The organism is Pseudoduganella namucuonensis, from assembly GCF_900116645.1.
GTDB classification, from domain to species: Bacteria; Pseudomonadota; Gammaproteobacteria; order Burkholderiales; family Burkholderiaceae_D; genus Rugamonas; species Rugamonas namucuonensis.
Genome location: NZ_FPBO01000001.1, coordinates 382,080 through 408,721 on the forward strand (window position 1 = coordinate 382,080; position 26,642 = coordinate 408,721).

24 protein-coding genes are annotated in these 26,642 nt (G+C 67.1%); 11 read left to right on the forward strand and 13 right to left on the reverse strand.

The window, feature by feature from the left end; genetic code table 11:
* Positions 1-18 precede the first annotated feature (18 nt).
* From BM436_RS01680 to BM436_RS01695, 4 genes are all read right to left on the reverse strand, one after another.
* Complete coding sequence (locus tag BM436_RS01680) at positions 19-990, reverse strand: ABC transporter permease (RefSeq protein WP_093552793.1); 972 nt, start codon at positions 988-990, stop codon at positions 19-21.
* Between the two features lie 12 nt (positions 991-1,002).
* Positions 1,003-2,082, reverse strand: coding sequence for an ABC transporter permease (locus BM436_RS01685; protein WP_093552795.1), 1,080 nt, complete (start codon positions 2,080-2,082; stop codon positions 1,003-1,005).
* Positions 2,079-3,608: an ABC transporter ATP-binding protein gene (locus tag BM436_RS01690; RefSeq protein ID WP_093552797.1), complete on the reverse strand. Its 1,530-nt coding sequence runs from the start codon at positions 3,606-3,608 to the stop codon at positions 2,079-2,081. The genes BM436_RS01685 and BM436_RS01690 overlap by 4 nt, the downstream gene beginning before the upstream one ends.
* A gap of 85 nt (positions 3,609-3,693) precedes the next feature.
* Positions 3,694-4,689: a BMP family lipoprotein gene (locus tag BM436_RS01695; protein WP_093552799.1), complete on the reverse strand. Its 996-nt coding sequence runs from the start codon at positions 4,687-4,689 to the stop codon at positions 3,694-3,696.
* Positions 4,690-5,219: 530 nt separating this feature from the next.
* On the opposite strand from BM436_RS01695, the gene BM436_RS01700 reads away from it, so the two are divergent.
* The 4 genes from BM436_RS01700 to pcp all read left to right on the forward strand — a co-directional run bounded on the left by BM436_RS01700 (position 5,220) and on the right by pcp (position 9,959).
* On the forward strand, positions 5,220-7,487 hold the full coding sequence (locus BM436_RS01700; protein ID WP_371859616.1) for a TonB-dependent receptor: 2,268 nt from the start codon (positions 5,220-5,222) through the stop codon (positions 7,485-7,487).
* 102 nt (positions 7,488-7,589) lie between these two features.
* Positions 7,590-8,324, forward strand: a complete 735-nt coding sequence (locus tag BM436_RS01705) for a DUF969 domain-containing protein (RefSeq protein ID WP_093552803.1) — start codon at positions 7,590-7,592, stop codon at positions 8,322-8,324.
* Complete coding sequence (locus BM436_RS01710) at positions 8,321-9,277, forward strand: DUF979 domain-containing protein (RefSeq protein WP_093552805.1); 957 nt, start codon at positions 8,321-8,323, stop codon at positions 9,275-9,277. The genes BM436_RS01705 and BM436_RS01710 overlap by 4 nt, the downstream gene beginning before the upstream one ends.
* Before the next feature lie 13 nt (positions 9,278-9,290).
* Positions 9,291-9,959, forward strand: a complete 669-nt coding sequence (gene pcp / locus BM436_RS01715; protein WP_093552807.1) for a pyroglutamyl-peptidase I — start codon at positions 9,291-9,293, stop codon at positions 9,957-9,959.
* 60 nt (positions 9,960-10,019) lie between these two features.
* On the opposite strand, the gene BM436_RS01720 is transcribed toward pcp, so the two are convergent.
* Genes BM436_RS01720 through BM436_RS01730 form a run of 3 tightly spaced genes read right to left on the reverse strand, consistent with a single transcriptional unit; the run spans position 10,020 to position 13,013 of the window.
* Entirely contained in the window at positions 10,020-10,919 is a 900-nt protein-coding gene (locus BM436_RS01720) for a LysR family transcriptional regulator (RefSeq protein WP_093552809.1), read from the reverse strand.
* A 29-nt stretch (positions 10,920-10,948) separates the two neighbouring features.
* Entirely contained in the window at positions 10,949-11,869 is a 921-nt protein-coding gene (locus BM436_RS01725; protein ID WP_093552811.1) for a pseudouridine-5'-phosphate glycosidase, read from the reverse strand.
* 4 nt (positions 11,870-11,873) lie between these two features.
* The gene (locus tag BM436_RS01730; RefSeq protein WP_093552813.1) at positions 11,874-13,013 is read right to left on the reverse strand and encodes a carbohydrate kinase; all 1,140 of its coding nucleotides are present in this window, start codon (positions 13,011-13,013) and stop codon (positions 11,874-11,876) included.
* Between the two features lie 229 nt (positions 13,014-13,242).
* On the opposite strand from BM436_RS01730, the gene xapA reads away from it, so the two are divergent.
* The 7 genes from xapA (at position 13,243) to BM436_RS01765 (ending at position 21,834) form a co-directional block, all read left to right on the forward strand.
* Positions 13,243-14,082 (forward strand): xanthosine phosphorylase, encoded by an 840-nt coding sequence (gene xapA, locus BM436_RS01735; protein WP_093552815.1) that lies wholly within the window; start codon positions 13,243-13,245, stop codon positions 14,080-14,082.
* Positions 14,083-14,153: 71 nt separating this feature from the next.
* Positions 14,154-15,347, forward strand: a complete 1,194-nt coding sequence (locus BM436_RS01740; RefSeq protein WP_093552816.1) for a phosphopentomutase — start codon at positions 14,154-14,156, stop codon at positions 15,345-15,347.
* Positions 15,344-16,300 carry a deoxyribose-phosphate aldolase gene (gene deoC, locus BM436_RS01745; RefSeq protein WP_093552818.1) on the forward strand — a complete coding sequence of 319 codons (957 nt, stop codon included), beginning with the start codon at positions 15,344-15,346 and terminating at the stop codon, positions 16,298-16,300. Before BM436_RS01740 ends, deoC begins: the two co-directional genes overlap by 4 nt.
* Before the next feature lie 13 nt (positions 16,301-16,313).
* Positions 16,314-18,698, forward strand: coding sequence for an aldehyde dehydrogenase family protein (locus BM436_RS01750; RefSeq protein ID WP_371859615.1), 2,385 nt, complete (start codon positions 16,314-16,316; stop codon positions 18,696-18,698).
* Between the two features lie 120 nt (positions 18,699-18,818).
* Positions 18,819-20,141, forward strand: coding sequence for a thymidine phosphorylase (gene deoA / locus BM436_RS01755; RefSeq protein ID WP_093552820.1), 1,323 nt, complete (start codon positions 18,819-18,821; stop codon positions 20,139-20,141).
* Between the two features lie 74 nt (positions 20,142-20,215).
* The gene (locus BM436_RS01760) at positions 20,216-20,623 is read left to right on the forward strand and encodes a cytidine deaminase (RefSeq protein WP_093552822.1); all 408 of its coding nucleotides are present in this window, start codon (positions 20,216-20,218) and stop codon (positions 20,621-20,623) included.
* Positions 20,620-21,834, forward strand: a complete 1,215-nt coding sequence (locus BM436_RS01765) for a cytidine/deoxycytidylate deaminase family protein (protein WP_093552824.1) — start codon at positions 20,620-20,622, stop codon at positions 21,832-21,834. The genes BM436_RS01760 and BM436_RS01765 overlap by 4 nt, the downstream gene beginning before the upstream one ends.
* Before the next feature lie 84 nt (positions 21,835-21,918).
* Here BM436_RS01765 and BM436_RS01770 read toward each other — a convergent pair whose 3' ends face one another.
* From BM436_RS01770 to cuyB, 6 genes are all read right to left on the reverse strand, one after another.
* Positions 21,919-22,347, reverse strand: coding sequence for a VOC family protein (locus BM436_RS01770; protein WP_093552826.1), 429 nt, complete (start codon positions 22,345-22,347; stop codon positions 21,919-21,921).
* A 93-nt stretch (positions 22,348-22,440) separates the two neighbouring features.
* Positions 22,441-23,217, reverse strand: a complete 777-nt coding sequence (locus tag BM436_RS01775; RefSeq protein WP_093552828.1) for a LytR/AlgR family response regulator transcription factor — start codon at positions 23,215-23,217, stop codon at positions 22,441-22,443.
* Positions 23,217-24,143, reverse strand: coding sequence for a sensor histidine kinase (locus BM436_RS01780; protein ID WP_093552830.1), 927 nt, complete (start codon positions 24,141-24,143; stop codon positions 23,217-23,219). The genes BM436_RS01775 and BM436_RS01780 overlap by 1 nt, the downstream gene beginning before the upstream one ends.
* Before the next feature lies 1 nt (position 24,144).
* The gene (locus BM436_RS01785) at positions 24,145-24,417 is read right to left on the reverse strand and encodes a hypothetical protein (protein WP_093552832.1); all 273 of its coding nucleotides are present in this window, start codon (positions 24,415-24,417) and stop codon (positions 24,145-24,147) included.
* Positions 24,418-24,515: 98 nt separating this feature from the next.
* The gene (locus BM436_RS01790; protein ID WP_093552834.1) at positions 24,516-25,079 is read right to left on the reverse strand and encodes a GNAT family N-acetyltransferase; all 564 of its coding nucleotides are present in this window, start codon (positions 25,077-25,079) and stop codon (positions 24,516-24,518) included.
* A 59-nt stretch (positions 25,080-25,138) separates the two neighbouring features.
* A complete protein-coding gene (gene cuyB, locus BM436_RS01795) occupies positions 25,139-26,587 on the reverse strand; it encodes a cysteate racemase (protein WP_093552836.1) in 1,449 nt (482 codons plus the stop codon).
* Positions 26,588-26,642: the final 55 nt, after the last annotated feature.

Here is a 26,642-nt window from a genome sequence, read left to right on the forward strand (position 1 = left end):
CCCCGTCCCCCGGTCAAATCACCGCGATTTGACGAACGGCACGCCGATCGCCTTGGGCGCCACCGACTTGGCCATCAGGCCGGCCAGCACGATCACGGTCACCACGTACGGCACCATCTGGATCAGCGAGCCTGGCAGGCGGCCCACCACCGGCAGGTCCACGCCCTCGATCTGGATCTGCACCGCGCCGAAGAAGCCGAACATCAAACAGCCCAGGAAAGTGTACACCGGACGCCAGTTGCCGAACACCATGGCGGTCAGCGCCAGGTAGCCGGCGCCGGCGGACATGTCGCGCAGGAAGAAGCCGCTCTGCACGATGGCGAGATACGCGCCCGAGAAGGAGCACAGCACGCCGGCGATGATCATCGCCTTGTAGCGGGTCCATTCCACCGAGACGCCGGCGGCGTCGGCGGCGTGCGGGTTCTCGCCGCAGGCGCGCAGGCGCAGGCCGAAGCGGGTGTGGTACAGCACCCAGTGCACCAGCGGCACCAGCGCGAACGCGAGGTACACCAGCACCGAGTGGCCGCCGATCAGCTTCGTGTACAGCCAGCCGATGAAGGGCAGGTCGGCCACGGCGGCGGATCCGGGCAGCACCACGTCGAACAGGCGCGCCTGGCCCAGGTCCGGCGTGCGGCCGCCCTGCTGGAAGAAGAACTGGGCGACCACGAAGGTCAGCCCGCTCATGGCGATGTTGATGGCGATGCCGCCCACCAGCTGGTTGCCCTTTTGCGTGATGCTCACATAGCCTTGCAGCGTCGCCAGCGCGACCGAGATGGCGACGCCGGCCGCCACCCCGTACCACGGGTTCTGCGTGGCGAAGGCCACCGCCGCCGAGACGAAGGCGGAAGCCAGGATCTTGCCCTCCAGGCCGATGTCGATCACGCCTGAACGTTCGGCGAACAGGCCGGCCATGGCGGCGAAAATCAGCACCGGCGCGTTGCGCACGGTCGATACCAGGATGCTGCCGAGATGCAGGTCTTCAAAGTTCATATCGATGTCCCCTTAGCCCTTGGCCCTGAGCAGCTTGCCGATGACCGGCGCGTAGAAGTTCTCCATCGCGCCGCAGAACAGGATGATCAAGCCCTGGATGAAGATGAAGGTCTCGGTCGGGATGTTCGGTTTTTCCAGCGACAGGTCGAAGCCGCCCTGGATCAGCGCGCCGAACAGCACGGCGGACAGGAAGATGCCGACCGGGTGCTGGCGCCCCATCAGCGCGATGGCGATGCCGACGAAGCCCGCGCCGCCGACGAAGTTGAGCGACAGGTAGTGGGTCGAGCCCATGATGGAGTTCACCGAGCCCAGGCCCGCCAGCGCGCCCGAGATCAGCATCACGATGATGATCATGGAGCTGATCTTCACGCCCGCGTAGTGGGCGGCGTGCTTGTTCAGGCCCGTGGCGCGCAGCTTGTAGCCCCACGCCGAGCGCCACACCATGACGCCGTACACGGCCAGCGCCGCGATGGCCAGCAGGAAGCTGACGTTGAGCGGCGTGTCGCCCAGCACCGGGAACCAGGTGTTCAGGCGCGGCATCTCGGCGGCGGCGGAGAACACGCGGCTGGCGGTGTTTTGCTCGCCCGGCGGTATCAGGTACTTGACGATGATGAAGTTCATCAGCGAGGCGCAGATGAAGTTGAACATGATGGTGGTCACCACCACGTGGCTGCCGCGCTTGGCCTGCAGGTAGCCGGGCAGGAAGGCCCACAGCGCCCCGAACAGCGCTGCGCCGGCGATTCCGCACGGGATCAAGAGCCACCAGGGCAGGGACGCGTCGAGCGCCAGCATGGCCAGGGTCAGCCCCAGGCCGCCGAAGTACATCTGCCCCTCTGAGCCGATGTTGAACAGGCCGGCCTGCATCGCGATCGAGACCGACAGGCCGGTGAAGATGAAGGTGGAGGCGTAGAACAGCGTGTAGCTCAGGCCCTCGGGATTGACGATGGCGCTGTTGATCAGGATGCGCATGGAGTCCACCGGGTCCTCGCCCAGCAGGTGGATCACCAGCGCGGCCACCAGCAGCGCGGACATCAGGTTCAGTACGGGCAGCACAAAGGCTGTGGCCCAGCGTGGCAGGTCGTTATTGTTCATGATTTATGCATGCCGCCCATCAGCAGGCCGATACGGGTGGTGTCGAATTCCTCGATTTTCAGTTCGCCGGTGATGCTGCCGCCGCACATGACCAGGATGCGGTCCGCCAGCGCGCGCACCTCCTCCAGTTCCACGGACACCAGCAGAATCGCCACGCCCTTGTCGCGCAGGGCCAGCAGCTGGGTGTGGATGGACTCGATGGTGCCGATGTCCACGCCGCGCGTGGGCTGGCCCACCAGCATCAGCTTGGGGCCCGCCAGCACTTCGCGCGCGATCACCACCTTTTGCTGGTTGCCGCCCGAGAGCAGGCCTATGCGCAGGTCCGGATTGGCGGGGCGCACGTCGAACTCCCGCAGCAGCCCGGCGCAGCGCGCGGCGATGCCCTTGAAGTCGATCAGGCCCCAGCGGTTCTTCACCTTGTCCTGGTAGCCGAAGAAGGTGTTCTGCATGACGGAGAAGTTCTTCACCACGCCGTCGCGCAAGCGGTCCTCCGGCACGTGGCCGATGCCCAGTTCACGGAATTCGCGCGGCAGGCCGTCCGGGTCGTGCCGTTTGCCGTAGGGCAGGGGCTTGCCCTGGAAGTCGGCCTGGCCGGACGTGGGCAGCCGCATGCCGGACAGGATCTCCATCAACTCGCTCTGGCCGTTGCCGGACACGCCGGCGATGGCGACGATCTCGCCCGCGCGCAGCGTGAAATTGAGCTTGTTCAGCAAGGTGACGCCGTTGTCGTCCTTCAGCTCCAGGTCGCGCACCTCCAGCACCGGCGCGCCCGGCTTGTAGGGCGCGCGCGGCAGGTTGTTCTCGATGGGGCGGCCCACCATCATGTTGGCCAGTTCCTCCTTGGAGGTGCGCGCCGTTTCCACCGCGCCCACCACGCGGCCTCCGCGCATCACGGTCACGGTGTCGGTGATGTCCAGGATCTCCTGCAGCTTGTGCGTGATCAGGATGATGGTTTTGCCCTGTTCCTTGAACAGGCGCAGGATCTCGAACAGCGACGCGGTCTCCTGCGCGGTCAGCACGGCGGTCGGCTCGTCCAGGATCAGGATGTTGGCGCTGCGGTAGATTTGCTTGAGGATCTCGACGCGCTGCTGCGCGCCCACCGACAGGTCGTGGATGGTGGCCAGCGGGTCGACGTCGAGGCGGTAGCGGGCGCAGATCTCGCGCAGCCTGGCCTCCACGCCGGCGCGCTGGGAGGCCAGCTGGAAGCCGCCCTCCGCGCCCAGCATCACGTTGTCGAGCACAGTCATGTTCTCCACCAGCATGAAGTGCTGGTGCACCATGCCGATGCCGAGGCGGATCGCCTCGTGGCTGCTGTGGATGGGCTGGACCTGGCCGTCGAGCAGGATGTCGCCGCTGTCGGCCCGGTAATAGCCGTACAGGATGCTCATCAGGGTCGATTTGCCGGCGCCGTTCTCGCCCACCAGGCCGTGGATGGCGCCCTTGGCGATGGCGAAGCTGACGTCCGTGTTCGCCTTGACCGCCCCGAACTGCTTGGAGATGCCGCGAAATTCTACTGCTGGGTGCATAGGGTCGCTGGAAGTTGGTTGTCTATGACTAAAAAACGCGCCTAACGGGGACGACCCGCCGGCGCGTTCTCTTGAAGGTACACGATTAAACCGGGCAGCTGTTGCTGACGCGATAGTCGATGACCTTGGTCTTGCCGTCGATGATGTCCTTGCGCACGCCCAGCACCTTCTTCTCGATCTCCGGGGTGATCAGCTTGCGGTTATGCTCGTCCAGCGCCCAGTCCACGCCGCCTTCCTTCAAGCCCTTGGCGGTCACGCCGGCCTGCCATTTGCCGTCCTTCACCTGCATGAAGGCGTCGTACACGGCGTTGTCCACGCGCTTGACCATGGAGGTCAGCACGCTGCCCGGGTACAGGCTGTTCTGGTTGGAATCGACGCCGATCGACAGCTTGCCCTTTTCCTTGGCGGTCTGCAGCGTGCCCATGCCGGAGCCGCCGGCCACGGCGAACACCACGTCCACGCCGCGCTCGAACTGCGAGCGGGCCAGTTCACCGCCCTTGGCGGGATCGTTCCACGCGGCGGCGGTGGTGCCCACCATGTTCTGGAACACTTCCGATTTCTTGTCGACCGCCTTCGCGCCCTGGGCGTAGCCGCAGGCGAAGGTGCGGATCAGCGGAATGTCGATGCCTCCGATGAAGCCCAGCTTCTTGGTCTTGGACGCCATGGCCGCGGCCACGCCCACCAGGTAGGAGCCTTCCTCTTCCTTGAAGGTGATGGAGTTGACGTTGGCGCCCTGCGCCACGCCGTCGATCAGCACGAAGCGCACCTTCGGGAATTCCTTGGCGACCTTGGCCACGGCCTGGGTCTGCGCGAAGCCGATCGAGGCGATCAGGTCCAGGTTCTTGCGGGCCAGGCCGCGCAGCACCTGCTCGGCCTGCGTGTCGCTGCTGGCCTGCACTTCGATGAAGCCGATGTTGGTCTCTTTCTTGAAGCGCGAGGCGCCCTCGAAGGCGGATTGGTTGAACGACTTGTCGAACTTACCGCCCGCGTCGTAGACGATGCCCAGCTTGGGGGCTGCCGCGCTGGCGCTGGCTGCCACGCACAAGGCGGCGATCGTCATACTGAGTTGTTTGATTTTCATGATGAGTAGGCTCCTGGAAGTTCGGTATTGTATATTTTTGCCGCCGAAACATCTCGCATAAGGAATGCGAGGACATCGCGCTTTGTTGACAGTTGGTAATCAAAATTTCCCGCACTGTCGTGCTAAAGCAACATCCACTATTTATTCGTTTAACATATCGACTGTGGTTTTTTTGTAAGATTTGCCAAAGTCTGATAGCAGATCGACATCTACCCGCCGAATTCCGCCGCCGTGCCGCCGCGCCATCGCTTCCATTCCCAGGGGCGCTCCCTCTATCTAGGGCTCATCTAGCATTTTCGCACTTGCGTGCCTAGCGCTTAGACAGTCGCTTACTATGCATGAGGGCATATATGTATGGCAAATACGTTTTTTGTTGCTTATTTATATGTTGTTTGAATAAATACAAAAGGTGTTTTCCGTAATTTCCTGTCAAAACAATTCATGCTACGATCCGCCCTTATTTCGATTTTCTTTGCAATTTGCAAAGCTTGGCCGACACATATTTACCCCCACAAACGGAGCCGTTCATGATGATGAAAACGAAGTACGCTGGTCGTACGCTGATCGCCCTGGCCATCGCCGGCGCGTTCCCGCTGCATAACGCGATGGCGGACGAGCAGGCGGCGCAGGAGGCCAGCGCGCCAGCGGCCAAGCCGAAGGCCGCGGGTGAGTCCACCTCTGGGCAGCTGGAGCAGGTGATCGTGACGGCGCAGCGCCGCGCGGAAAACATCAAGGACGTGCCGATGTCCATCGCCAGCATCAAGGGCGAGAAGCTGGACGTGCTGACCTCCGGCGGCCAGGACATCCGTTTCCTGTCCGGCCGCTCGCCCAGCCTGACCGTCGAATCCGACTACGGCCGCACCTTCCCGCGCTTCTACATCCGCGGCCTGGGCAACACCGACTTCGACCTGAACGCCTCCCAGCCGGTGGGCCTGGTGATGGACGACATCGTCATGGAAAACCCGATGCTGAAGGGCTTCCCGGTGTTCGACGTGGACCAGGTTGAAGTGCTGCGCGGCCCGCAGGGCACGCTGTTCGGCCGCAATTCCCCGGCCGGCGTCATCAAGTTCGACTCCGCCAAGCCGGTCTTCAAGACCGAGGGCTACGCCAGCGTGGGCTTCGGCAAGGACGGCGTGCGCAACCTGGAAGGCGCGTACAACCTGCCGATCAGCGACACCGTGGCGGCCCGCTTCTCCGGCCAGAGCCAGAACCGCGACGACCGCGTGACCAATCCGCGCCCCACCGGCACCAAGAATTTCGAAGGCTACGGCGACGACGCCGCGCGCCTGCAGTTGCTGGTCAAGCCGACCAGGGACTTCAGCGCCCTGTTCAACGTCCACGCCCGCAACATGGAGGCCAGCGCCACGCTGTTCCGCGCCAACATCCTGAAGCAGGGCACCAACGACCTGGTCGACAACTTCGACTACGGCTCCTACCCGACCGACGGCGTCAACGAGCAATGGCTGCGCACCCGCGGCGGCAGCGCGCGCCTGCGCTGGGAGCTGCCGGGCGTGACGCTGCACTCGATCACCGGCTACGACACGCTCAAGCTGTTCAGCCGCGCCGACGTGGACGGCGGCTATGGCGCCTCGTACGCGCCGCCGATGGGCCCCGGCTTCATCCCGTTCACGGTTGAAACGGCCGACCTGGTTCCGCACCACCGCCAGTTCACCCAGGAGTTCCGCGCCGAGTCCACCAACGCCGGGCCGCTGCAGTGGATCGCCGGCGCCTACTACTTCAACGAGGACATCCAGATCGATTCGATCAGCTTCAACTCGCTGGCCCCGGGCAACCCGCAGAACAAGGAATACGCGCGCCAGTTCCAGAGCGCCGAGTCGTTCGCGCTGTTCGGCACGCTGAACTACGCCGTGTCCGACCGCCTGAAGCTGCGCGGCGGCCTGCGCTACACCAAGGACAAGAAGGACTTCCTGGCCACCCGCGTGGAGGCCACCAGCTCGGCGCACCGCCTGAACAGCGACACCTCCAACGTGAGCTGGGACGCGAGCGGCACCTACACCTTGGACAAGGACACCAACGTGTTCGGCCGCGTCGCCACCGGCTACCGCGCGCCCAGCATGCAGGGCCGCCTGTTCGGCCTGGCCGACCTGCCGACCCAGGCCGAGGCGGAGAAGGCCCTGTCGTTCGAGGCCGGCATCAAGCAGGACCTGTTCAACCGCCGCGCGCGCATGAGCGCCACCGTGTTCCACTACACGATGAAGGACAAGCAGCTGACCGCCGGCAGCGGCACCGTCAACATGAACCGCCTGATCAACGCGGACGAGGTGACCGGCCAGGGCGTGGAGCTGGACTTCCAGGCCAACCTGGGCGGCGGGTTCAGCACCACCTTCGGCACCAGCTACAACGACACCGAGATCAAGGACGCGTCCCTGTTCGTGTCCAGCTGCGGCGCGCCTTGCACCGTGACCGATCCACGCGGCCCGTTCGCCGGCACCGCCAGCATCAACGGCAACCCGCTGCCGCGCGCGCCGAAGTGGCAGCACAACTTCTCGCTGAAGTACAGCATGGCGCTGGGCGACGGCGAGCTGTACGCCTACACCGACTGGACCTACCGCACCAAGTACAACTTCTTCCTGTACGAGGCGAAGGAGTACACCGCCAAGCCGCTGACCGAGGGCGGCCTGCGCGTGGGCTACAAGTGGGACAAGTATGAAGTGGCCGCCTACGGCCGCAACATCACCAACCGCGTGCAGTCCCTGGGCGCCATCGATTTCAACAACCTGACCGGCATCGTCAACGATCCACGCACTTACGGCATGCAGTTCAAAGCCAACTTCTGACACCAATAGAAGCAGATCAGGAAACCTTGGGCCCCGCGCGTCGATGATGCGCGGGGTTTTTTTTATGTAACATATGCGCAAAACTCATAAGGGAGGCTGATCATGCAGGCAGCAGTAAACCTCTGGCCACTGTTGGGCGTGGCCGTCATCGTGGCCGGCTTCCTGATGCGCGCGCACCCGGTGCTGGTGGTGGCCGCCGCGTGCTTCACCACCGGCCTCGCGGCGTCCATGCCGCTGGAAGGGCTGCTGGCGTCGCTGGGCACGGCCTTCGTCAAGACGCGCAACCTGCCGCTGATCTACCTGCTGCCGCTGGCCGCCATCGGCCTGCTGGAGCGCTTCGGCCTGCGCGAGCACGCGCAAGCCTCCATCGCCCGCGTGAAGTCGGCCACGGCGGGCCGCATCCTCATCGTCTACCTGACGGTGCGCGAAGCCTCCGCCGCGCTCGGCCTCACCAGCCTGGGCGGGCATCCCAACATGGTGCGGCCGCTGGTCGCGCCGATGGCCGAGGGCGCGGCCGAACTGCGCCACCCCGGCATCAGCGAACGGCTGCGGCACAAGGTGCGCGCCATGTCCGCCGCCACCGACAACGTCGGCCTGTTCTTCGGCGAGGACATCTTCGTCGCCTTCGGCGCCATCGTGCTGATGCAAACCATCCTGCGCGGCGAGGGCATCGAGGTCAATCCGCTGCACATCGCGCTGTGGGGCATACCGACCGCCATCACCGCCTACATCATCCACGCCTGGCGCCTGCGTCGATTGGACGCCGAGATCGAGCGCGAACTGCTGGCCGCCCATCAAGCCACCGCGGCCGCCACGGACAAGGACGCCCGGCCATGATCTTCAAGCTCGATTATTTCTACCTGCTGCTGGGCGCCATGCTGGCCTTGCTCGCCTTGCTGACGGTGAGCGACAAGAGCAATCCCAAACGCTGGACCACGGCGCTGTTCTGGGCCCTGTATGCGCTGGTCTACCTGGCCGGCGACGTGCTGCCGCCGGCCATGGCCGGGCTGACGATGATCGCCATGGCCCTGCTGGCCGGCTTCGGCGGCGTGCGCATGGGGGCGCCGAAAATGCTGCCCGAGTCCGAGCGCCGGAGCAGCGCCCGGCGGCTGGGCCACAAGCTGTTCATCCCGGCCCTGGTGATCCCGGCCGTGACCATGTTCGCCTCCACGGCGCTCAAGGACGTCAAGATCGCCGGCCTGTTCCTGTTCGACCAGAAGCACCTGACCCTGGCCGCGCTGGGCGTGGCGTCGGTGATCGCCGTGGCGGTGGCCTGCGCCATGCTGCGCGCCACGCCGCTGCAGGGCGCGCGCGAGTTCCGCCGCCTGGTCGACGCCATGGGCTGGGCCATCGTGCTGCCGCACATGCTGGCCGTGCTGGGCCTGCTGTTCAGCGAGGCGGGCGTGGGCAAGGCCGTGGCGCACGTCAGCACCTCCTACATCAATATGGACTGGAAGCTGGTCGCCGTGGCCGTGTATTGCGGCGGCATGGCGCTGTTCACCATCGTCATGGGCAACGGCTTCGCCGCCTTCCCCGTGATGGCGGGCGGCGTCGGCATCCCGGTGCTGGTGGGCGTGTACCACGCCAATCCCGCCGTCATGGCCGCCATCGGCATGTTCAGCGGCTATTGCGGCACCCTGATGACGCCCATGGCCGCCAACTTCAACATCGTCCCCACGGCGCTGCTGGACCTGCCGGACCGCAACGCCGTCATCAAGGCCCAGATTCCGACCGCGCTGCCGCTATTGGGAGCGAATATACTGTTGTTGTACTTCCTGATGAATTATTGAATCGTCATACGCCATGAGCAAAAAAACCGTCCTGCTGACCGGCTTCGAGCCCTTCAACAAAGAAACCATCAATCCCGCCTGGGAGGCGGTGCGCGCGCTGGACGGCTGGAGCGAGGAGGGCTTCACGGTCGCCGCGCGGCAGCTGCCCTGCGTGTTCGTGCTGGCCAACGAGGTGATGGCGCGGGCCATCGAGGAGCTGAACCCCAGCATCGTGATCGCGGTGGGGCAGGCGGGCGGGCGCTGCGACCTGTCCGTCGAGCGCGTGGCCATCAACATCGACGACGCGCCGATACTCGACAACCAGCAGCAGCAACTGGTGGACCAGGCGGTGGTGGAGGGCGGCCCGGCGGCCTACTTCTCCACCTTGCCCGTGAAGGCCATCGCGCGCGAGTTGCGCGCGGCGGGGCTGCCGGCGTCGGTGTCGCAGACGGCGGGCACCTTCGTGTGCAACCACGTGTTCTATGGCCTGATGCATGTGGCGGCCGAGCGCATGGAGCGTGGCGGCGTGGCGCCGATGCGGGCGGGCTTCATCCACATCCCCTACCTGCCGCGGCAGGCGGCCGCGCATCCGGGCGCGCCCAGCATGGCCCTGGCCGACATGGTGGAGGGATTGCGCGTGGCGGTGCGCACCGCGCTGGAGGTCGAATCCGACGTCCGCTACGCCGGCGGCGCCACGCACTAAAACCAGGGGCAGAATCTGGGGTCAGACCCAGCGGGTCTGACCCCGGCAGTTGCTTTTGGTTTATGCCGCGGGTTTCAGGATGTTCAGGAACGCGCGCACCACGGGCGCGTCGTCCAGGGTGGTGTAGGTGATGTACAGGTTCGCCGACGGCGGATTGGTGCGGATCGGCACGAACACCACGCCCGGCCAGCCGATGCGGCTCGTGGTCTCGGGCAGCAGGGTCACGCCCAGCCCGGCGCCCACCATGGCCAGCAGCGTTTGCGGCTCGTTGGCCTCCTGGAAGATCTGCGGCTCGAAGCCGGCCTTCACGCAGCACTGGAGCAGGTAGCGCGGGAAGGGCGACTTGTCGAGCGCCAGCGTCAGCATCGGCTCGTGGGCGATGTCCATCAGCTCGATCGCCTCCTGCTTGGCCAGCGGATGGTGCTCGTTGATCGCCACGCACACGTTCTCGCGGAAGCATAGTTCCTGGCGCAGGTTGTCGTGCCGCAGCTCGTCGTCGCTCAGCTTGGGCTCGCGCCAGAAACCGACGTCGATCTGCTTGGAGCGCAGCGCCTCGTATTGCACCGTGGGGCCGAATTCGTGGATGGTCCACGTCACGCGCGGGAACTTGCTCTGGAATTCCTCCAGCATGCTGGGGATGGGCCCCCACATCGCCGAACCCACGATGCCCACCCGCAGCCGGCCCACCTCGCCGCGGTCGATCTGGCGGATGGTGTCGATCGTCATGCGCATCTTCGCCAGCAGGTCCGAGGCCTCGACCATCAGCGCCTTGCCCGCCACGGTCAGTTCGAAGGTGCGCGTGGTGCGCGCGAACAGGCGCACACCCAGTTCGCTCTCCAGCTTCATGATCTGCTGGCTCAGGGGCGGCTGCGAGATGTGCAGCCGCTCGGCGGCGCGGCTGAAACTCTTTTCCTCGGCGACGGCGAGGAAGTACTTTAACTGCTTGAGGTCGATGGACATGGCAACGCTCTTCGGTCGATACGGCGGCTTCAGGTAATCGGGTGCTCCAGCAGGGCCCGCGCCAGTTCCGCGCCCACCCTCGCGTTGTTCTTCACCAGCGCGATGTTGGTCGCCAGGCTGCGCCCGGACGTCAACTGCTTGATGCGCGCCAGCAGGTAGGGCGTGACCTTCTTGCCGGTCACGCCGTCGTCGGCCGCTTCGCGCAGCGCCTGGTCGGTGATCATGTCGATCTCGGACTTGGGCATCGCCTCCGCCTCCGGCACCGGCGCGCTGACCACCACGCCGCCCTTCAGGCCCAGCTTCCACTTGGTGTGGATGAAGGCGGCCTGCTCGGCCGGCGTGTCGAGCTGGAAGTCGGCGTTGAAGCCGCTGTCGCGCGTGAAGAAGGCGGGGAAGCCGGGCTGGCCCACGCTCACCACCGGCACGCCGTGGGTTTCCAGGTATTCCAGCGTGAGGCCGATGTCGAGGATGGATTTCACGCCCGCGCACACCACGGCCACCGAGGTGCGCGCCAGTTCCTGCAGGTCGGCCGAGATGTCGAAGCTGGTCTCGGCGCCGCGGTGCACGCCGCCGATGCCGCCGGTGACGAACACGGGGATCCCGGCCAGCTCGGCGCAGATCATGGTGGCCGCCACGGTGGTGGCGCCCAGCCTCCCTTGCGACAGCACGTAGGGCAGGTCGCGCCGGCTGACCTTCATCGCGTCCGGCGACTTGCCCAGCAATTCCAGCTCCTCGCCGGACAGGCCGATGCGGATCTTGCCGCCCATGACGGCGATGGTGGCCGGCACGGCGCCCGCGTCGCGGATGATCTGTTCCACCTCCCTGGCCGTCTCCACGTTTTGCGGGTAGGGCATGCCGTGCGAAATGATGGTCGATTCCAGCGCCACCACGGGCTTGCCCGTGGCGCGCGCGTTGGCCACTTCTTGCGAGTAGGAGAGGAATTGGTGCATGGCGTCAGTCCTGCGGAATGGGGGAGGAGGCGAGGTCGGAGAATTCGTTGATCTCGTCGAGGATGTCGGCCGCCAGCAGCGGCGACACGGTGTCCGGGCTTTCCAGCGTCATGGCCGCCACCTTCAGGCCGCGCCGGCAGGCCAGCGTCATGTCGCCGTTGCCCTGGTATAGCGACCAGCAGACGCCGGCCGCGAAGGCGTCGCCGGCGCCGGTCACGTCCACCACGTCCACCCGCGGCGCGGGCAGCCAGGCCAGGCCGTCGGCGCTGGAGGCGGTGGTGTAGTACACGCCCTCGCCGCCGCAGGTGATGATCAGGTCCTGCGCGCCCTGGGCCCGCACTTCGCGGCAGGCGGACGCCATCTCGGCCTGCGTCACCAGCTTGCGGCCGACGCGGGTTTCGAGTTCGCCCTGGTTCAGTATCAGCAGGCGCAGGCCGCGCAGGTCGGCCGGCAGGCGCGCCATCTTCGGCTGCGACACGGCCACCACCACCAGCGGCGCGGCGCCCATGCGGGCCTCCTCCAGCAGCGCCGCCATGCTGGCCAGCGGCAGGTTCATGTCCGCCACCACCATGGAGGCGGCGATGCGCTGCGGCGCGCGGCTGGACAGGAATTCGGGCGTGAGCTGGTCGTACAGGGCCATGTCGGCCAAGGCCAGCACCATCTCGCCGCGCTCGTCCAGCACGGCGGTGTAGGTGCCGCTGTAGGTGTTGGGCAGTTTCAGGCTGCCGCGCGTGTCCACGCCGGCCGCCTCCGCGTGCCGCTGCAGCGCCACGCCGGACGCGTCGTCGCCCACGGCGGTCAGCAGGGCGGCGGCGATGCCGAGGCGGGAGAGGTTTTCAGCGATGTTGCGTGCCACGCCGCCATGGACTTCCTCGGCGGTGGCGGGATTGGAGGTGCCCATCTGCATGGGGTGGAGCGTGCGCAGCTTGCGGTCCAGGTTCGCAGCGCCTATACACATGATAGGGCGCTTGATCGGCAACACGTAGGCGCGGCCCAGCAGGCGGCGTTCCCTGATGAGACTGGCGATGTGGCCTGCCACGGCGGACCGTGACAGGCGCAGTTCTACCGCGAGGTCTTGCTGTGAAACAAAGGGGTTGGCCCGTATCAGTTCGTACAGCTGTTCTTTTTTGGAGAGGTCTGTCACGGTGTATGCCTTGTAAACATATGTCCGTCATCGTAAACATATGTTCGTCCAGTGTCAATCGTGTGCTAATCGTCTAGAGTGCCCCCTCGATTTATATCACACTCGTATAAATACGCAAGAAAAATGGTATTTGCCATACATATAAACCATCATGCATAGTTACGGCTCCCTTAGTACGACATATCCCCAACAGCTCGTATACACCACCCCATATAAAACGAGGATAACCATGTCTAACAACGCTCCCTTCCAGGCCGCCGCACTCGTCCGTTCCCGCATGCCGGCGAACTTCGCGCCGCGCGTGGCGATGATCCTCGGTTCCGGCCTAGGCGTCCTGGCGGAGCAGATGGCGGACGCGGTGACCATCCCCTTCGACGAACTGCCCGGCTTCCCGATCAGCACCGTGCACGGCCACGCCGGCGCCATGGTGATCGGCACGCTGGCGGGCGTGCAGGTGGTGTGCCTGAAGGGCCGCGGCCACTTCTACGAGGGCTACGGCCTGGGCGTGATGACCTCCGCCGTGCGCACGCTGAAGCTGCTGGGCGTGGACTTCCTGTTCGTCACCAACGCCGCCGGTTCGCTGCGTCCGGAGGTGGACGCCGGTTCGCTGGTGGCGCTGACCGACCATATTAACTTCCTGCCCGGCACGCCGATGATAGGCCCGAACGACGAGCGTTTCGGCCCGCGCTTCTTCAGCATGGCCAACGCCTACGACGCCGAGCTGCGCCAGCTGCTGAAGGACACCGCCGCCGGGAAGAACATCACCATCCACGAGGGCGTCTACATCGCCTACTCGGGCCCGAACTTCGAGACCCCGGCCGAGATCCGCGCCTTCAAGACGCTGGGCGCCGATGTGGTGGGCATGTCGGTGGTGCCGGAAGTGGTGCCGGCGCGCCACTGCGGCTTGAAGGTGGTGGGCGTGTCCGTCATCACCAACTTGGCCGAGGGCCTGTCGCCGTTCCCGCTGTCCCACGAGCAGACGCTGAAATACGCGGCGGTGGGCGCCGAAAGCCTGATCAAGCTGATTCTGGGCTTCCTGGAAAACGTGGCCAAAACGCCGAAGGCGTAAAGAATAAGGGGCGGCTGGACCGCCCTTGCGCTTTATTCGGCCTACACTATCTTTTTTGAGCGAGCCTGATCATGTCACGCGCATTCATCCTCCTGCTGGACTCCTTCGGCCTGGGCGCGACCCCGGACGCAGGCAAATACGGCGACGCCGCCACCAACACCTTCGGCCACATCGCCGCCTGGGCCGCCAGGGAGGGCAAGCCCATGGACCTGCCCAATATGGAAAAGCTGGGCCTCGCGGCCGCCGCGCACACCGCCTGCGGCCAGTGGGCCGAGGGCTTCGCGCTGCGCGAGGGCTTCACCGCCGCCTACGGCGCGGCGCGCGAACAGTCCACCGGCAAGGACACGCAGAGCGGCCACTGGGAAATCGCCGGCGTGCCGGTGCTGTTCGACTGGGGCTACTTCCCCAAGACCGCGCCGTCCTTCCCGCAAGAGCTGACCGACAAGCTGCAAGCGTTGACCGGCGTGCCCGGCTTCCTGGGCAACCGCCACGCCTCCGGCACCACCGTCATCAACCAGCTGGGCGACGAACACGTGGCGACCGGCAAGCCGATTCTCTACACCTCCGCCGACTCGGTGCTGCAGATCGCCGCGCACGAAGAGCACTTCGGCCTGGAGCGCCTGTACGACATGTGCGAGAAGGCCTATGAGCTGGTCAAGCCCTACAACATCGGCCGCATCATCGCGCGTCCCTTCGTGGGGGCCAACGGCGACTACAAGCGCACGGCCAACCGCCACGACTACGCCGTTCCGCCGCACGCTCCCACGCTGCTGGACCACGTGAAGGACGCTGGCGGCGAGGTGATCGCGCTGGGCAAGATCAGCGACATCTACGCCGGCAAGGGCGTGAGCCGCGTGGTCAAGGGCGTGGACAACATGGCCTTGTTCGACGCGCTGTTGAAGGTGGAGGGCGAGGCGGGCGACAAGTCGCTGACCTTCGTGAACTTCGTCGACTTCGACCAGTCCTTCGGCCACCGCCGCGACGTGGCCGGCTATTCGAACGCGCTGCACGAGATGGACGCGCGCCTGCCAGAATTCATGGCCAGGCTGAAGCCGGGCGACCTGTGCGTGATCACCGCCGACCATGGCTGCGATCCGACCTCGCCCGGTTCCGACCACACGCGCGAGCACATCCCCGTGATCTTCTTCGGTCCCGGCGTGCAAGGCCGCGCGCTCGGCGTCTCCGACACCTTCTCGGACATCGGCCAGACCATCGCGCACCACCTCGGCGTGCAACCCCTTTCCAACGGAACCAACCTGCTATGACCATCGTGACCGATTTCAAACGCAACGAGGCGATGCCGCTCGACCTGGGCTGGCTGAACCACATCCATGTGAACAAGGCAGCGGCCGACCGCCGCGCCGCGTCGCTGGCGAACCGCCGCACCGTGAAGAAAGAGTACCAGGCCGCGTGGCTGGTGAAGGCCATCGGCCTGATCGACCTGACCACGCTGTCCGGCGACGACACGCCGGGCCGCGTCGAGCGCCTGTGCATGAAGGCCATGCGCCCGCTGCGTTCGGATCTGGTGGAGGCGCTGGGCATCGCCAACGTGAGCACCGGCGCGGTCTGCGTCTACCACGAGATGATCACGCCGGCCGTCAAGGTGCTGCAGGGCCGCCTGCCCATCGCCGCCGTGTCCACCGGCTTCCCGGCCGGCCTGACCAGCATGGAAACCAAGGTGCGCGAGATCGAGCTGAGCGTGGCCGCCGGCGCCTCCGAGATCGACATCGTCATCACCCGCCAGCACGTGTTGACCGGCAACTGGCAGGCGCTGTACGACGAGATGGTGGCCTACCGCCAGGCCTGCGGCGACGCGCACGTGAAGGCCATCCTGGCCACCGGCGAGCTGACGACGCTGGAGAACGTGGCCAAGGCCTCGTGGGTGTGCATGATGGCGGGCGCGGACTTCATCAAGACCTCGACCGGCAAGGAGGGCGTGAACGCCACCATTCCCGTGTCGCTGGTGATGGTGCGCGCCATCCGCGAGTACTACGAGCGGACCGGCTTCATGATCGGCTACAAGCCGGCCGGCGGCGTGGGCACGGCCAAGGCCGCGCTGCAGTACATGACCGTGATGAAGGAGGAACTGGGCAACGAGTGGCTGGAGCCGCACCTGTTCCGCATCGGCGCATCGAGCCTGCTGACGGACATCGAGCGCCAGCTCGAGCACTACGTCACCGGCAACTACTCGGCCGCCCACCGTCACGCGCAACCTTAATCACGGATTCGTCATGCCAACTATCAACGAGATTCTCAACACCATGGAATACGGCCCGGCACCAGAAAGCCAGAAAGAAGCGCAAGCGTGGCTGGAACAGAAGGGCCGCGCCTTCGGCCTGTTCATCGACAACGCCTGGAGCGAGGCCGGCGAGCTGTTCGCGTCGAACAACCCGGCCGACGGCAAGCAACTGGCCGAACTGACCCAGGCCACGGCCGCCGACGTGGACCGCGCCGTGCGGGCCGCGCGCCGCGCGCAGCCGGGCTGGCAGGGCCTGGGCGGCCATGGCCGCGCCAAGATCCTGTACGCCATCGCGCGCCTGATGCAAAAGCACGCGCGCCTGTTCGCCGTGCTGGAGACGCTGGACAACGGCAAGACCATCCGCGAAACCCGCGACGCCGACCTGCCGCTGGTGGCGCGCCACTTCTACTACCACGCCGGCTGGGCCCAGCTGCAGGAAGAGGAGTTCGCCAACCACCGTCCGGTGGGCGTGGTCGGCCAGATCGTGCCATGGAACTTCCCGCTGCTGATGCTGGCGTGGAAAATCGCGCCGGCGCTGGCCGCCGGTAACACGGTCGTCTTCAAGCCCGCCGAATTCACCTCGCTGAGCGCCATGCTGTTCGCCGACATCTGCGTGCAAGCCGGCGTGCCGGCCGGCGTGGTCAACATCGTCACCGGCGACGGCCGCGTGGGCGAGGCCATCGTCAACCACGCGGGCATCGACAAGCTGGCCTTCACCGGCTCCACCGAAGTGGGCCGCCTGATCCGCCAGGCCACCGCCGGCAGCGGCAAGAAGCTGTCGCTGGAATTGGGCGGCAAGTCGCCCTTCATCGTGTTCGAGGACGCCGACCTGGACGCCGCCGTCGAGGGCCTGGTCGATTCGATCTGGTTCAACCAGGGCCAGGTCTGCTGCGCCGGTTCGCGCCTGCTGGTGCAGGAATCGGTGGAGGAGCGCTTCCTGGCCAAGCTGCGCGCGCGCATGGACAACCTGCGCCTCGGCTCGCCGCTGGACAAGTCGATGGACATCGGCGCCCTGGTCGATCCGGTGCAGCGCCAGCGCATCCACGGCTTGGTGGAATCGGCGCGCGCCGAGGGCTGCTCCGTGTATCAGCCGGCCGGCTGCGAATTGCCGGCCGACGGCTCATGGTTCCCGCCCACGCTGATCACCGGCGCGTCCACTTCCGCCGCCGTGGCGCAGGCCGAGATCTTCGGCCCGGTGCTGGTGGCGATGAGCTTCCGCACCCCGCCCGAGGCGGTGCAGCTGGCCAACAACACCGTGTACGGCCTGGCCTCCTGCGTGTGGACCGAGAACATCTCGCTGGCGCTGGACGTGGCGCCGCAGATCAAGGCCGGCGTGGTGTGGATCAACACCGCCAACCAGTTCGACGCGGCCTGCGGCTTCGGCGGCTACCGCGAATCCGGCTACGGCCGCGAGGGCGGCCGCGAAGGCATGTATGAATACCTGGTGCCCGTGTCGGAGGACGCGCGTCCCGCCGCGCCGGTGCCGACGGCGCCGGCCAAGGCCAAATCGGCCGCGCCGGCCGGCGACGTGTTCGCGATCGACCGCACCGCCAAGCTGTACATCGGCGGCAAGCAGGCCCGCCCGGACGGTGCCTACAGCCGCGCCGTGCACGGCGCGGACGGCGGCTTCCTCGGCGAAGTGGGCGAGGGCAACCGCAAGGACATCCGCAACGCCGTGGAAGCGGCGCACAAGGCCACCGGCTGGACCAAGGCCACCGCGCACAACCGCGCGCAGGTGCTGTACTACATCGCCGAGAACCTGGCGGCGCGCGGCGGCGAGTTCGCGGCGCGTATCGCGGCCATGACGGGCGCCGGGAATCCCGAGAAAGAGGTACAAGCTTCCGTCGAGCGCCTGTTCTACTGGGCGGCGTGGGCCGACAAGTACGACGGCCTGGCGCACCAGCCGCCGATGCACGGGATCACCGTGGCGCTGAACGAGGCGATCGGCGTGATCGGCATCGTGGCGCCGAACGAGAACCCGCTGCTGGGCCTGGTCTCGCTGGTGGCGCCGGCCATCGCCGTGGGCAACCGGGTGGTGGTGGTGCCGTCCGAGGCGCATCCGCTGTCGGCGACGGACCTGTACCAGGTGTTCGACACCTCGGATCTGCCGGACGGCGTGGTCAACATCGTCACCGGTTCGGCGGACGAACTGGCGCGCACGCTGGCCTCGCACTCGGACGTGGACGCCGTGTGGCGCCACGACGGTTCGGCCGAGGGCTGCGCGGAAGTGGAGCGGTTGTCGGCGGCGTCGCTGAAGCGCACCTGGACCGGCGGCGCCAAGGGGCGCGACTGGTACAGCACCGCGCAGGCGGGCGGCCGCGCCGTGCTGGCGCACGCGTCGCAGGTGAAGAACATCTGGATTCCGTACGGCGTGTAAACCAACGGCAAATGCCGGGGTCGGACCCGTTGGGTCCGACCCCGCACCCGGGCCGCAGCTCAGTCGCGCAAGCGATTTGGGTTCGCGGCCCAAGTACCTTACAAAACCGAGAAAAAAACCATGTTCCTTACCCAAGAGATCATCCGCAAGAAGCGCGACAAGGGCGCGCTGTCCGCCGAGGAGATACAGTTCTTCGTGCGCGGCATCACCGACGGCAGCGTCAGCGAGGGCCAGATCGCCGCGCTGGCCATGGCCGTCTACTTCAACGACATGAACATGGACGAGCGCGTGGCCTTCACGCTGGCCATGCGCGACTCCGGCCACGTGCTGGACTGGCGCTCGCTGAACCTGCCCGGCCCCGTGGTCGACAAGCACTCCACCGGCGGCGTGGGCGACGTGGTGTCGCTGCTGCTGGGCCCCATGGTGGCGGCCTGTGGTGGCTACGTGCCGATGATCTCGGGCCGCGGCCTGGGCCACACCGGCGGCACGCTGGACAAGTTCGACTCCATCCCCGGCTACTGCACGGTGCCGGACAACGAGCTGTTCCGCAAGGTGGTGAGGGAAGTGGGCGTGGCCATCATCGGCCAGACCGCGCAGCTCGCGCCGTCGGACAAGCGCTTCTACAGCATCCGCGACGTGACGGCGACGGTGGAATCGGTGGCCATGATCACCGGCTCCATCCTGTCGAAGAAACTGTCGGCGGGCCTGGACGCGCTGGCCATGGACGTCAAGGTGGGCAGCGGCGCCTTCATGCCGAGCTACGACAAATCGGTGGAACTGGCCGAGAGCATCGTCAAGGTCGGCAACGGCGCCGGCATGATGACCTCCGCCATCCTGACCGACATGAGCGAGTCGCTGGCGCCGTACGCCGGCAACGCGCTGGAGGTGCGCGGCGCGCTGGACTACCTGACCGGCAAGTCGCGCCCGGCGCGCCTGCACGAGGTGACGATGGCGCTGTGCGCCGAGATGCTGGTGCTGGGCAAGGTGGCCACCACCGAGACCGAGGCGCGCATGAAGCTGCAGGCCGCGCTGGACACCGGCGCGGCCACCGAGCGCTTCGCCCGCATGGTGGCCGCGCTGGGCGGCCCGGCGGACCTGGTCGAGAACCCGGACAAGCACCTGGAAACGGCGCCCGTGGTGGTGCCGGCGCCGGCGCCGAGGTCCGGCCACGCCGCCGCGACCGACTGCCGCGGCATCGGCCTGGCGGTGGTAAGCCTGGGCGGCGGCCGCCGCCGGCCGACCGACAGCATCGACTTCGCGGTCGGCCTGACCGGCCTGGCCGAGCTGGGCGACAAGGTGGAGGAGGGCCAGCCGCTGGCCATGGTGCACGCGCGCAGCGAGGCCGCCGCCGCGCAGGCGGTGGCCGAGATCCAGGCCGCCTACGTCATCGCCGACGACAAGCCCGCCGCCAACCCCGTCATCTACCGCACCATCCGCCCATAACCCAAAACGAAGGGCCGGGGTCAGACCCAACGGGTCTGACCCCGGGTTCTGCCTCTGGTTTTGAAGGAGCCAACATGAACAACGAACAATTGATCGCCCAGGCCGCGCAAGCGCGCCTGAAGGCCTACACGCCGTACTCCAACTTCAAGGTGGGCGCCGCGCTGCTGTGCGGCGACGGCCGCGTCTTCCACGGCTGTAACGTGGAGAACGCGTCCTACGGCCTGTGCAACTGCGCCGAGCGCACCGCCTTCTTCAGCGCCTTCGCCCACGGCTACCAGCCGGGCGACTTCGACAAGCTGGCCGTGATCGGCGACACCGACGGCCCCATCGCCCCCTGCGGCGCCTGCCGCCAGGTGATCCTGGAACTGGGCGGCAACGAGCTGCCGGTGGTGCTGTCCAACCTCAAGGGCGACATCCTCGAGACCACCGCCGCAGCCCAGCTGCCGAACGCCTTCGGCGGCGCGGACCTGAAAAAGAAGTGAAGAAGGTCGTCGATGTGCAGGCCGCCGTCGCCGTCGCGGCGAACGAGGCCATCGCGGCGAAAACCCAGGGCACTTTCGGGGTCGGCGGCGCCATGCTGGACGCCTCCGGCAACGTGCTCAAGGCGCTGCACAACAACGTGATCCGGCAGGGCCTGGTGTTCGATCCCACCGCGCACGGCGAGCGCCAGTTGATCGACTGGTACCACGCCGAGCTGGCCGGGGGCGCGGAATTGCCGCCGCCGCGGGAGATCACCATCGTCACCTCGCTGGACCCGTGCTGCATGTGCACGGGCGCCATCCTGGCCGGCGGTTTCAACGTGCTGGTGGCCGCCACGGACGCCGACGCCGGCATCAATTACGACGGCAGCGCGCGCTTCGACGCGCTGCCGGCCGGCCTGCGCGCGCGGGCCCAGGCCACCTTCGCCTACCCGGCGGTGCTGGGCGAGTCGCAGTACGCGCGCGAGGCCAGCGGCGCGGCGCCCAAGCCCTTCTTCATCGGCAAGAACATCGCCGAGCCCACGCAGGCCCTGTGCTCGCTGGTGTTCGAAGCCACGTCCAAGGACGCGATGGCGCTGTTCGACAAGGACCCGCCGCCGGAGCGGATGCGGGACCCGGCCACGCTGTCGTCCAAGCACGCCATCGTGATGGCCCTGCGCAAGACGTATCCGGAGGCGCTGTCGGCGCGCTGCGATCCGCACCTGCCGGACGCCAGCCTGGCCCCCGCGCTGCTGCAAGCCATGGCGCGCGACCGCGTCATGGGCGGCGACGGCGACGCGGTGGCGCTGCTCGATTCCTTCGGCAACCTGCTGCTGTGCATGCCGGGCCGGCGCAACAAGTCGGACATCCGCACCGCCTTCATGGAGTGCACGCGCGAGTACGCGCAGCTGCGCTACAAGCTGATGGAGGACGCCGGCGAGGCGCAGCGCGCGGAGGTGCGCCAGTACCTCGGCCATCCCAAGGACGGCACCTTCGTCTTCGCGCGGGGGCCGGACGCGGGCGCGCTGAGCTTCATGGAGCTGGGCGCCTACGGGTCGACGATGGAGGGGGAGTTGTCGAGTTCGAACGCGGCCCAGTTCCAGTACGTGCTGCCATCCGTGCCGCAAGAGGAGCTGGACGCGATCTGCCGGGCGATGCCGCCGCTGTACCGGCACCTGATACGGATACGGCCGACGCAAGTGGCCGATGTCGAACTGGTTGCCGCTCTGAGTTGAGAGCGTAGGGCGGAGTCCTAGTCCGCCGCATGCGTGCGGGTCTGCGCTAATCCGGCGGACTGGGAGTCCGCCCTACGGGATTGATCAGTTTGCCCACGGATCGTAGGTGCCGATGCTCCAGATGTTGCCCTCGGGGTCGCGGCAGGTGAAGCCGCGGCCGCCGTAATCCTCGTCCTGCAGCGCCATCTCGATCGGCGCGCCGGCCTCGACCGCGCGCGCGTGCACGTGGTCGGCGTCGTTCACCACCAGGTAGCAGCTTTGCGTGACGCGCATGCCGGTCTTCGAGGGCTGCGTCATCAGCCGCCCGAATTCCGTGTCGAAAATGGAACTCAGCAGGACCATTCCGTTACCGTAGGTAAGCTGCGCGTGGGCGATGGTGCCATCCTCGTTGGGCACGACCAGTGAACGTTCGAACCCCAGCGTGTCGCATAGCCAGGCGATGGCCGCCGGGGCGTCGCGGTAGCGCAGACAGGGCAGGACGGTGGCGCGGGTACCCTTCGGTATACTGGTCATGCTTGCTCTCCCTTGGTCAGGTGTGACGTTCAAAACAATATAGACCAGCTAACAAGGGCCAGCAAGCTGTAGAGGCGCGGGTTTTCGAGGTGTTTACATCTGTTGGAACAGGTGCGCGTTCCCGCGGCTAACTTCCAATTCCTCGTCGAAATTGCGCACGCGTACCATCTGCCTGCCGCGCAGGTCGCGCTTCACCTCGGCGATGGCGTCCACCCGCACCAAGGTGGAGCGGTGGATGCGCCAGAACTCGTTCGGATCGAGCTCGTCCTCCAGTTCCTTCAGCGTCTTGCGGATCAGGACCTCGCCCTGCAGCGTCTGCACGCGCGTGTATTTTTCGTCGGCGCGGAAAAACAACACCTCGCGCGTGCTGATCATGCGCAGGTTGCTGCCCACCATGGCCTGGATCCAGCGCAGGTACTCGACCGGCTTTTTCGCGGCGGCGGCCGGGGCGCCGGAGCGTTGCAGCAGTTCGCTCAGCTGGCGTTCGATATTGGCCGGCGTTTTGCCGAGCCGCTCCCGCAGCCGCGCGACGGTGGTGCGCAGGCGCTCGCCGCCGGCCGGTTTCAGCAGGTAGTCCAGCGCGCCCTGCTCGAAGGCCTCGATGGCGTACTGGTCGTAGGCGGTGACGAACACGATGTGGCAGCGGTTGAACAGCATGCGCGCCGCCTCGATGCCGGACAGGCCGGGCATGCGAATGTCGAGGAACACGATGTCCGGCTGGTGCAGCCCGGTGAGCGCGATGGCCTCGATGCCGTTGACCGCCTCGGCCACGATCTCCAGTTCCGGCCAGGCCTCGTGCAGGCGGCTGCGCAGCAGCTGGCGCATGGGCTCCTCGTCGTCGGCGATCAGCGCGGTGGGCTTGCGGTCCATCACGGTTTGCTCCCGGCGAAGATGTCCGGCGTGAACGGCAGGCGCACGATGGCGCGGGCGCCGCCGTCGTGCGGCGCCTCCAGGATCAGCTGGGCGCGCGCGCCGTACAGCAGGCGCAGGCGCTCGCGCACGTTGTTCAGGCCCAGGCCGTCGCCGGCGTGCAGGTCGAAGCCCACGCCGTCGTCCTGCACCTCCACCTGCAGCACGTTGCCGGCGGCGGTGGACGACGCCGAGGCGCGGATGTCGATGCGGCCGCCCTCGATCTTCGGCTCCAGGCCGTGCTTGATGGCGTTTTCGATCAGCGTCTGCAACATCATGGGCGGGAAGGACGCGCTCAGCAGGTCGGGCGTGACGTCGATGGACACCGCCAGCCGCTCCTTCATGCGCGCCTGCATGATGGCGAGGTAGGCGCGCGACATCTCGATCTGGCGGCCCAGCGTGCCGTTGCCCTTGGCGCGCATCTGCGGCAGCGTGGCGCGCAGGTAGTCGATTAGGTGGGTGTGGATTTTCGCCGCCTGCGGCGGGTCGGTTTCGATCAGCTGGCCGATCAGGGCCAGCGTGTTGAACAGGAAGTGCGGCTCCACCTGCGCCTGCAGCGCCGCCATCTGCGCCTCCACCAGGCGCCGTTCCAGCGTCTCGGTGTCGGCCTGCTCGGTGGCCACGCGCGCCTCGGTCTCGGCGCGGCGCTTGCCGCCGGCCAGCACCTTCAGGCCGATGGACACGAGCATGAACATGCTGGCCTGTTCGCCCATGCGCAAGGGCGCGGCGACCAGGATGATCAGGAGGCAGATGATGATCAGCTGGCGCCACTCCACCTGCGCCAGCCAGTCGAAAAAGGCCCACCACAGCGTGCGCGCGGTCTCGCCGAGTTCGCGGATGAAGGCGAACACGCTGCGGGTGCCCTTTTTCGTGCGGCTGAAGGCCATGTCAGTGTTCCTTGTGCGGGGTGTAGCGGCCGTTGCGCTTCTTATCGTGGTAGGCCGCGATCATGGACACGGCGATCTTCAGCAGCAGGAACACGGCGAACAGGGTCAGCGCCAGCGGCAGGATGGTCAGCAGCAGGGCCAGCATGACGCAGCTGGCCAGCAGCGCCGGCCACGACATGCGCGACAGCGTGCGCATGAAGAAATGGCCGATGTGGGTGGCCGCTTTGCCAACCTCGCGCAGCACGTCGGTGAAAGAGCGGTTGATGGTTTTCATGAAATGCCTCCGGGGTGTCGATGGTGTAACTGTACCAAGGAGGCGCGGCCGCCGGGGCGGATTCCGACGAATGGGCGATTAAGCGGGTTAAGCCGCGGCTAGGCGGCGTGGGCGGCTTCCCAGTCGGAGCGCAGCAGGCCGTAGAAGTCGGTGTCGCAGACCTGGCCGTCGACGATCCAGCGCTCGCGCATATGGCCCTCGTGGCGAAAATGCAAACGTTCCAGCAGCCTGGCCGAGCCGCTGTTGCGCGGGTCGATGTCGGCCTCGATGCGGCGCAGCTCCAGCGGCCCGAAGGCGTGCCGTATCAGCGCCGGCAGCGCTTCCTGCATATAGCCCTTGCCCCAGTGCGCGCGGCCGAGCATGTAGCCGATATCGCAACGGCGGTTCTGCCGGCTGAAGGCGTACAGCTTGCACACCCCCACCAGTTCGCCCGTTTCGGCCAGCGTGATGGCCAGGCACAGCGCCGTGCCCTTGTCGTAGTTCGCCAGGGTGTCGGCGACGAAGGCGGCCGCCTGCGCCGGATCGGTCCAGGGCGCCGTGCTCCAGTACGCCATGGCCTCGGTGTCCGAATAGATGGGGTACAGCGCCGCCGCGTCCGCGTCGCGCAGGAAGCGCAGCGCCAGTCGGGCGGTGGTCAGGGTGAAGGGTGAAAAAATGGTCATCTCGCGTCGGCTCCTCGCTTGCACAATTGCTAATAATACAGCGCGCCGCGCGTTCCGGTCTAGCCGCCCGCCCCGGCCGAGAGGGCCACGCAGCGGCGCGCCAGGATGGCGGTGGGGTCGAGCAGCACGACGGCGCGCCCGCCGGCCTCGTAGGCCGGATGCTCCGGCAGCAGCAGGGGCAGCTCGGTGCAGCCGAGTATGACCACGGTGGCGCCGCGTTCGGCCAGGTGGGCCAGCGCGCGCAGCAGCTGCTCCCTGCACGCGCCGTCGACGTGGCCGGCCTTGACGCCGAGCTTGCCGTAGATGGCCTCCATCACCAGCGCCTGGTGGGCGGCGTCCGGCACGATCAGCTCGAAGGCGGCGCCGCGCGCGGCCTCGTGGTAGACGCCACTGTCCACGGTGCCCGTGGTGGCCAGCAGGCCCACCGTGGCGTGGCCCGCGCAATGCTCGCCGATGTGGCGCACGGTCTCCGACAGCATGTTGACGATGGGGACGGACAGGCCGGGCTGCAGCCGCGCCACGTAGGCGTGCGCGGTGTTGCAGGGCATGGCGATGAGCGCCGCGCCGTTAGCCTCCAGGCGCTTGCAGGCGGAGTAGAGCGCCAGCGTGGGATCGGCGCCCTGGCCGACCAGGTTGGCCGTGCGGTCCGGGATCTGCGGGTTGTGGTCGACGATCAGGCGGATGTGGTCCTGGTCGCGCTCGGCGCTGGTGTTGCGGATGATCTTCTGCATGAAATCGACGGTGGCGGCCGGGCCGATGCCGCCGATGATGCCCAGCTTGAACGCCGGCGGGCGCTGGCCCTCGTGGTGCGCCAGCGCGTGGTCCACATAGACTTGGTGGCTGTCGACGACGGGCAGGCCGCGCTCGCGCAGCGCCCCAGCCAGCACGGCGATTTCGCTGGCGCCGGGCACGATCAGCTCGGCCCCCTGCGCCAGCAAGTCCTCGCAGGCCCGGTGCAGCCGCTCCAGCGCGGCGCCGCCGGCGTGGCCGGCCAGCACGCCGTCGTCGCCGTACATGGCGGGCAGCACGCAGCCGGCCTGCGTCTCGTCCGACGGATAGAGCAGTGTGGCGGCGCCGAAATACCGCTCGAACAAGCCCCGCTCCCGCACGTAGCTGGTGCACAGCACGCCCAGCCTGCGCGGCCCGGCGTCGTCCAGGTGCCGGGCCAGCGCCGTCATCATGTTCAGCACGGGAACGTGCAGTTCGGCCTGCAGTTCGTCCAGGAAGGTGTGGCTGATGAAGCAGGGCAGCAGCACGCCGTCGGCCCGGCATTGCTCGAGCAGCTCCATGCTATCGTAGAGATACAGCTTGCGTCCGCCGATCAGGGCCGGCTCGGCGCCGGTGCCCGCGCCCCGCTCGTAGCGGCTTTGCTCGAACGTCACGCGGTAGCGCCCGGTGGCGCCGCGCGCGGCCAGGGTCCGCAGCAGCTTGCCGTGCAGGTCGGCGCCGGCCAGGCGGCCGAGGCCGCCGATGATGGCGAGGTGGCGGGGGGCGGAGCTGTGGGTCATGGGGAAAGTCCTTGCGTCTATCATTGGCGCAACGATACCGGAGCCTGGCCCGCGC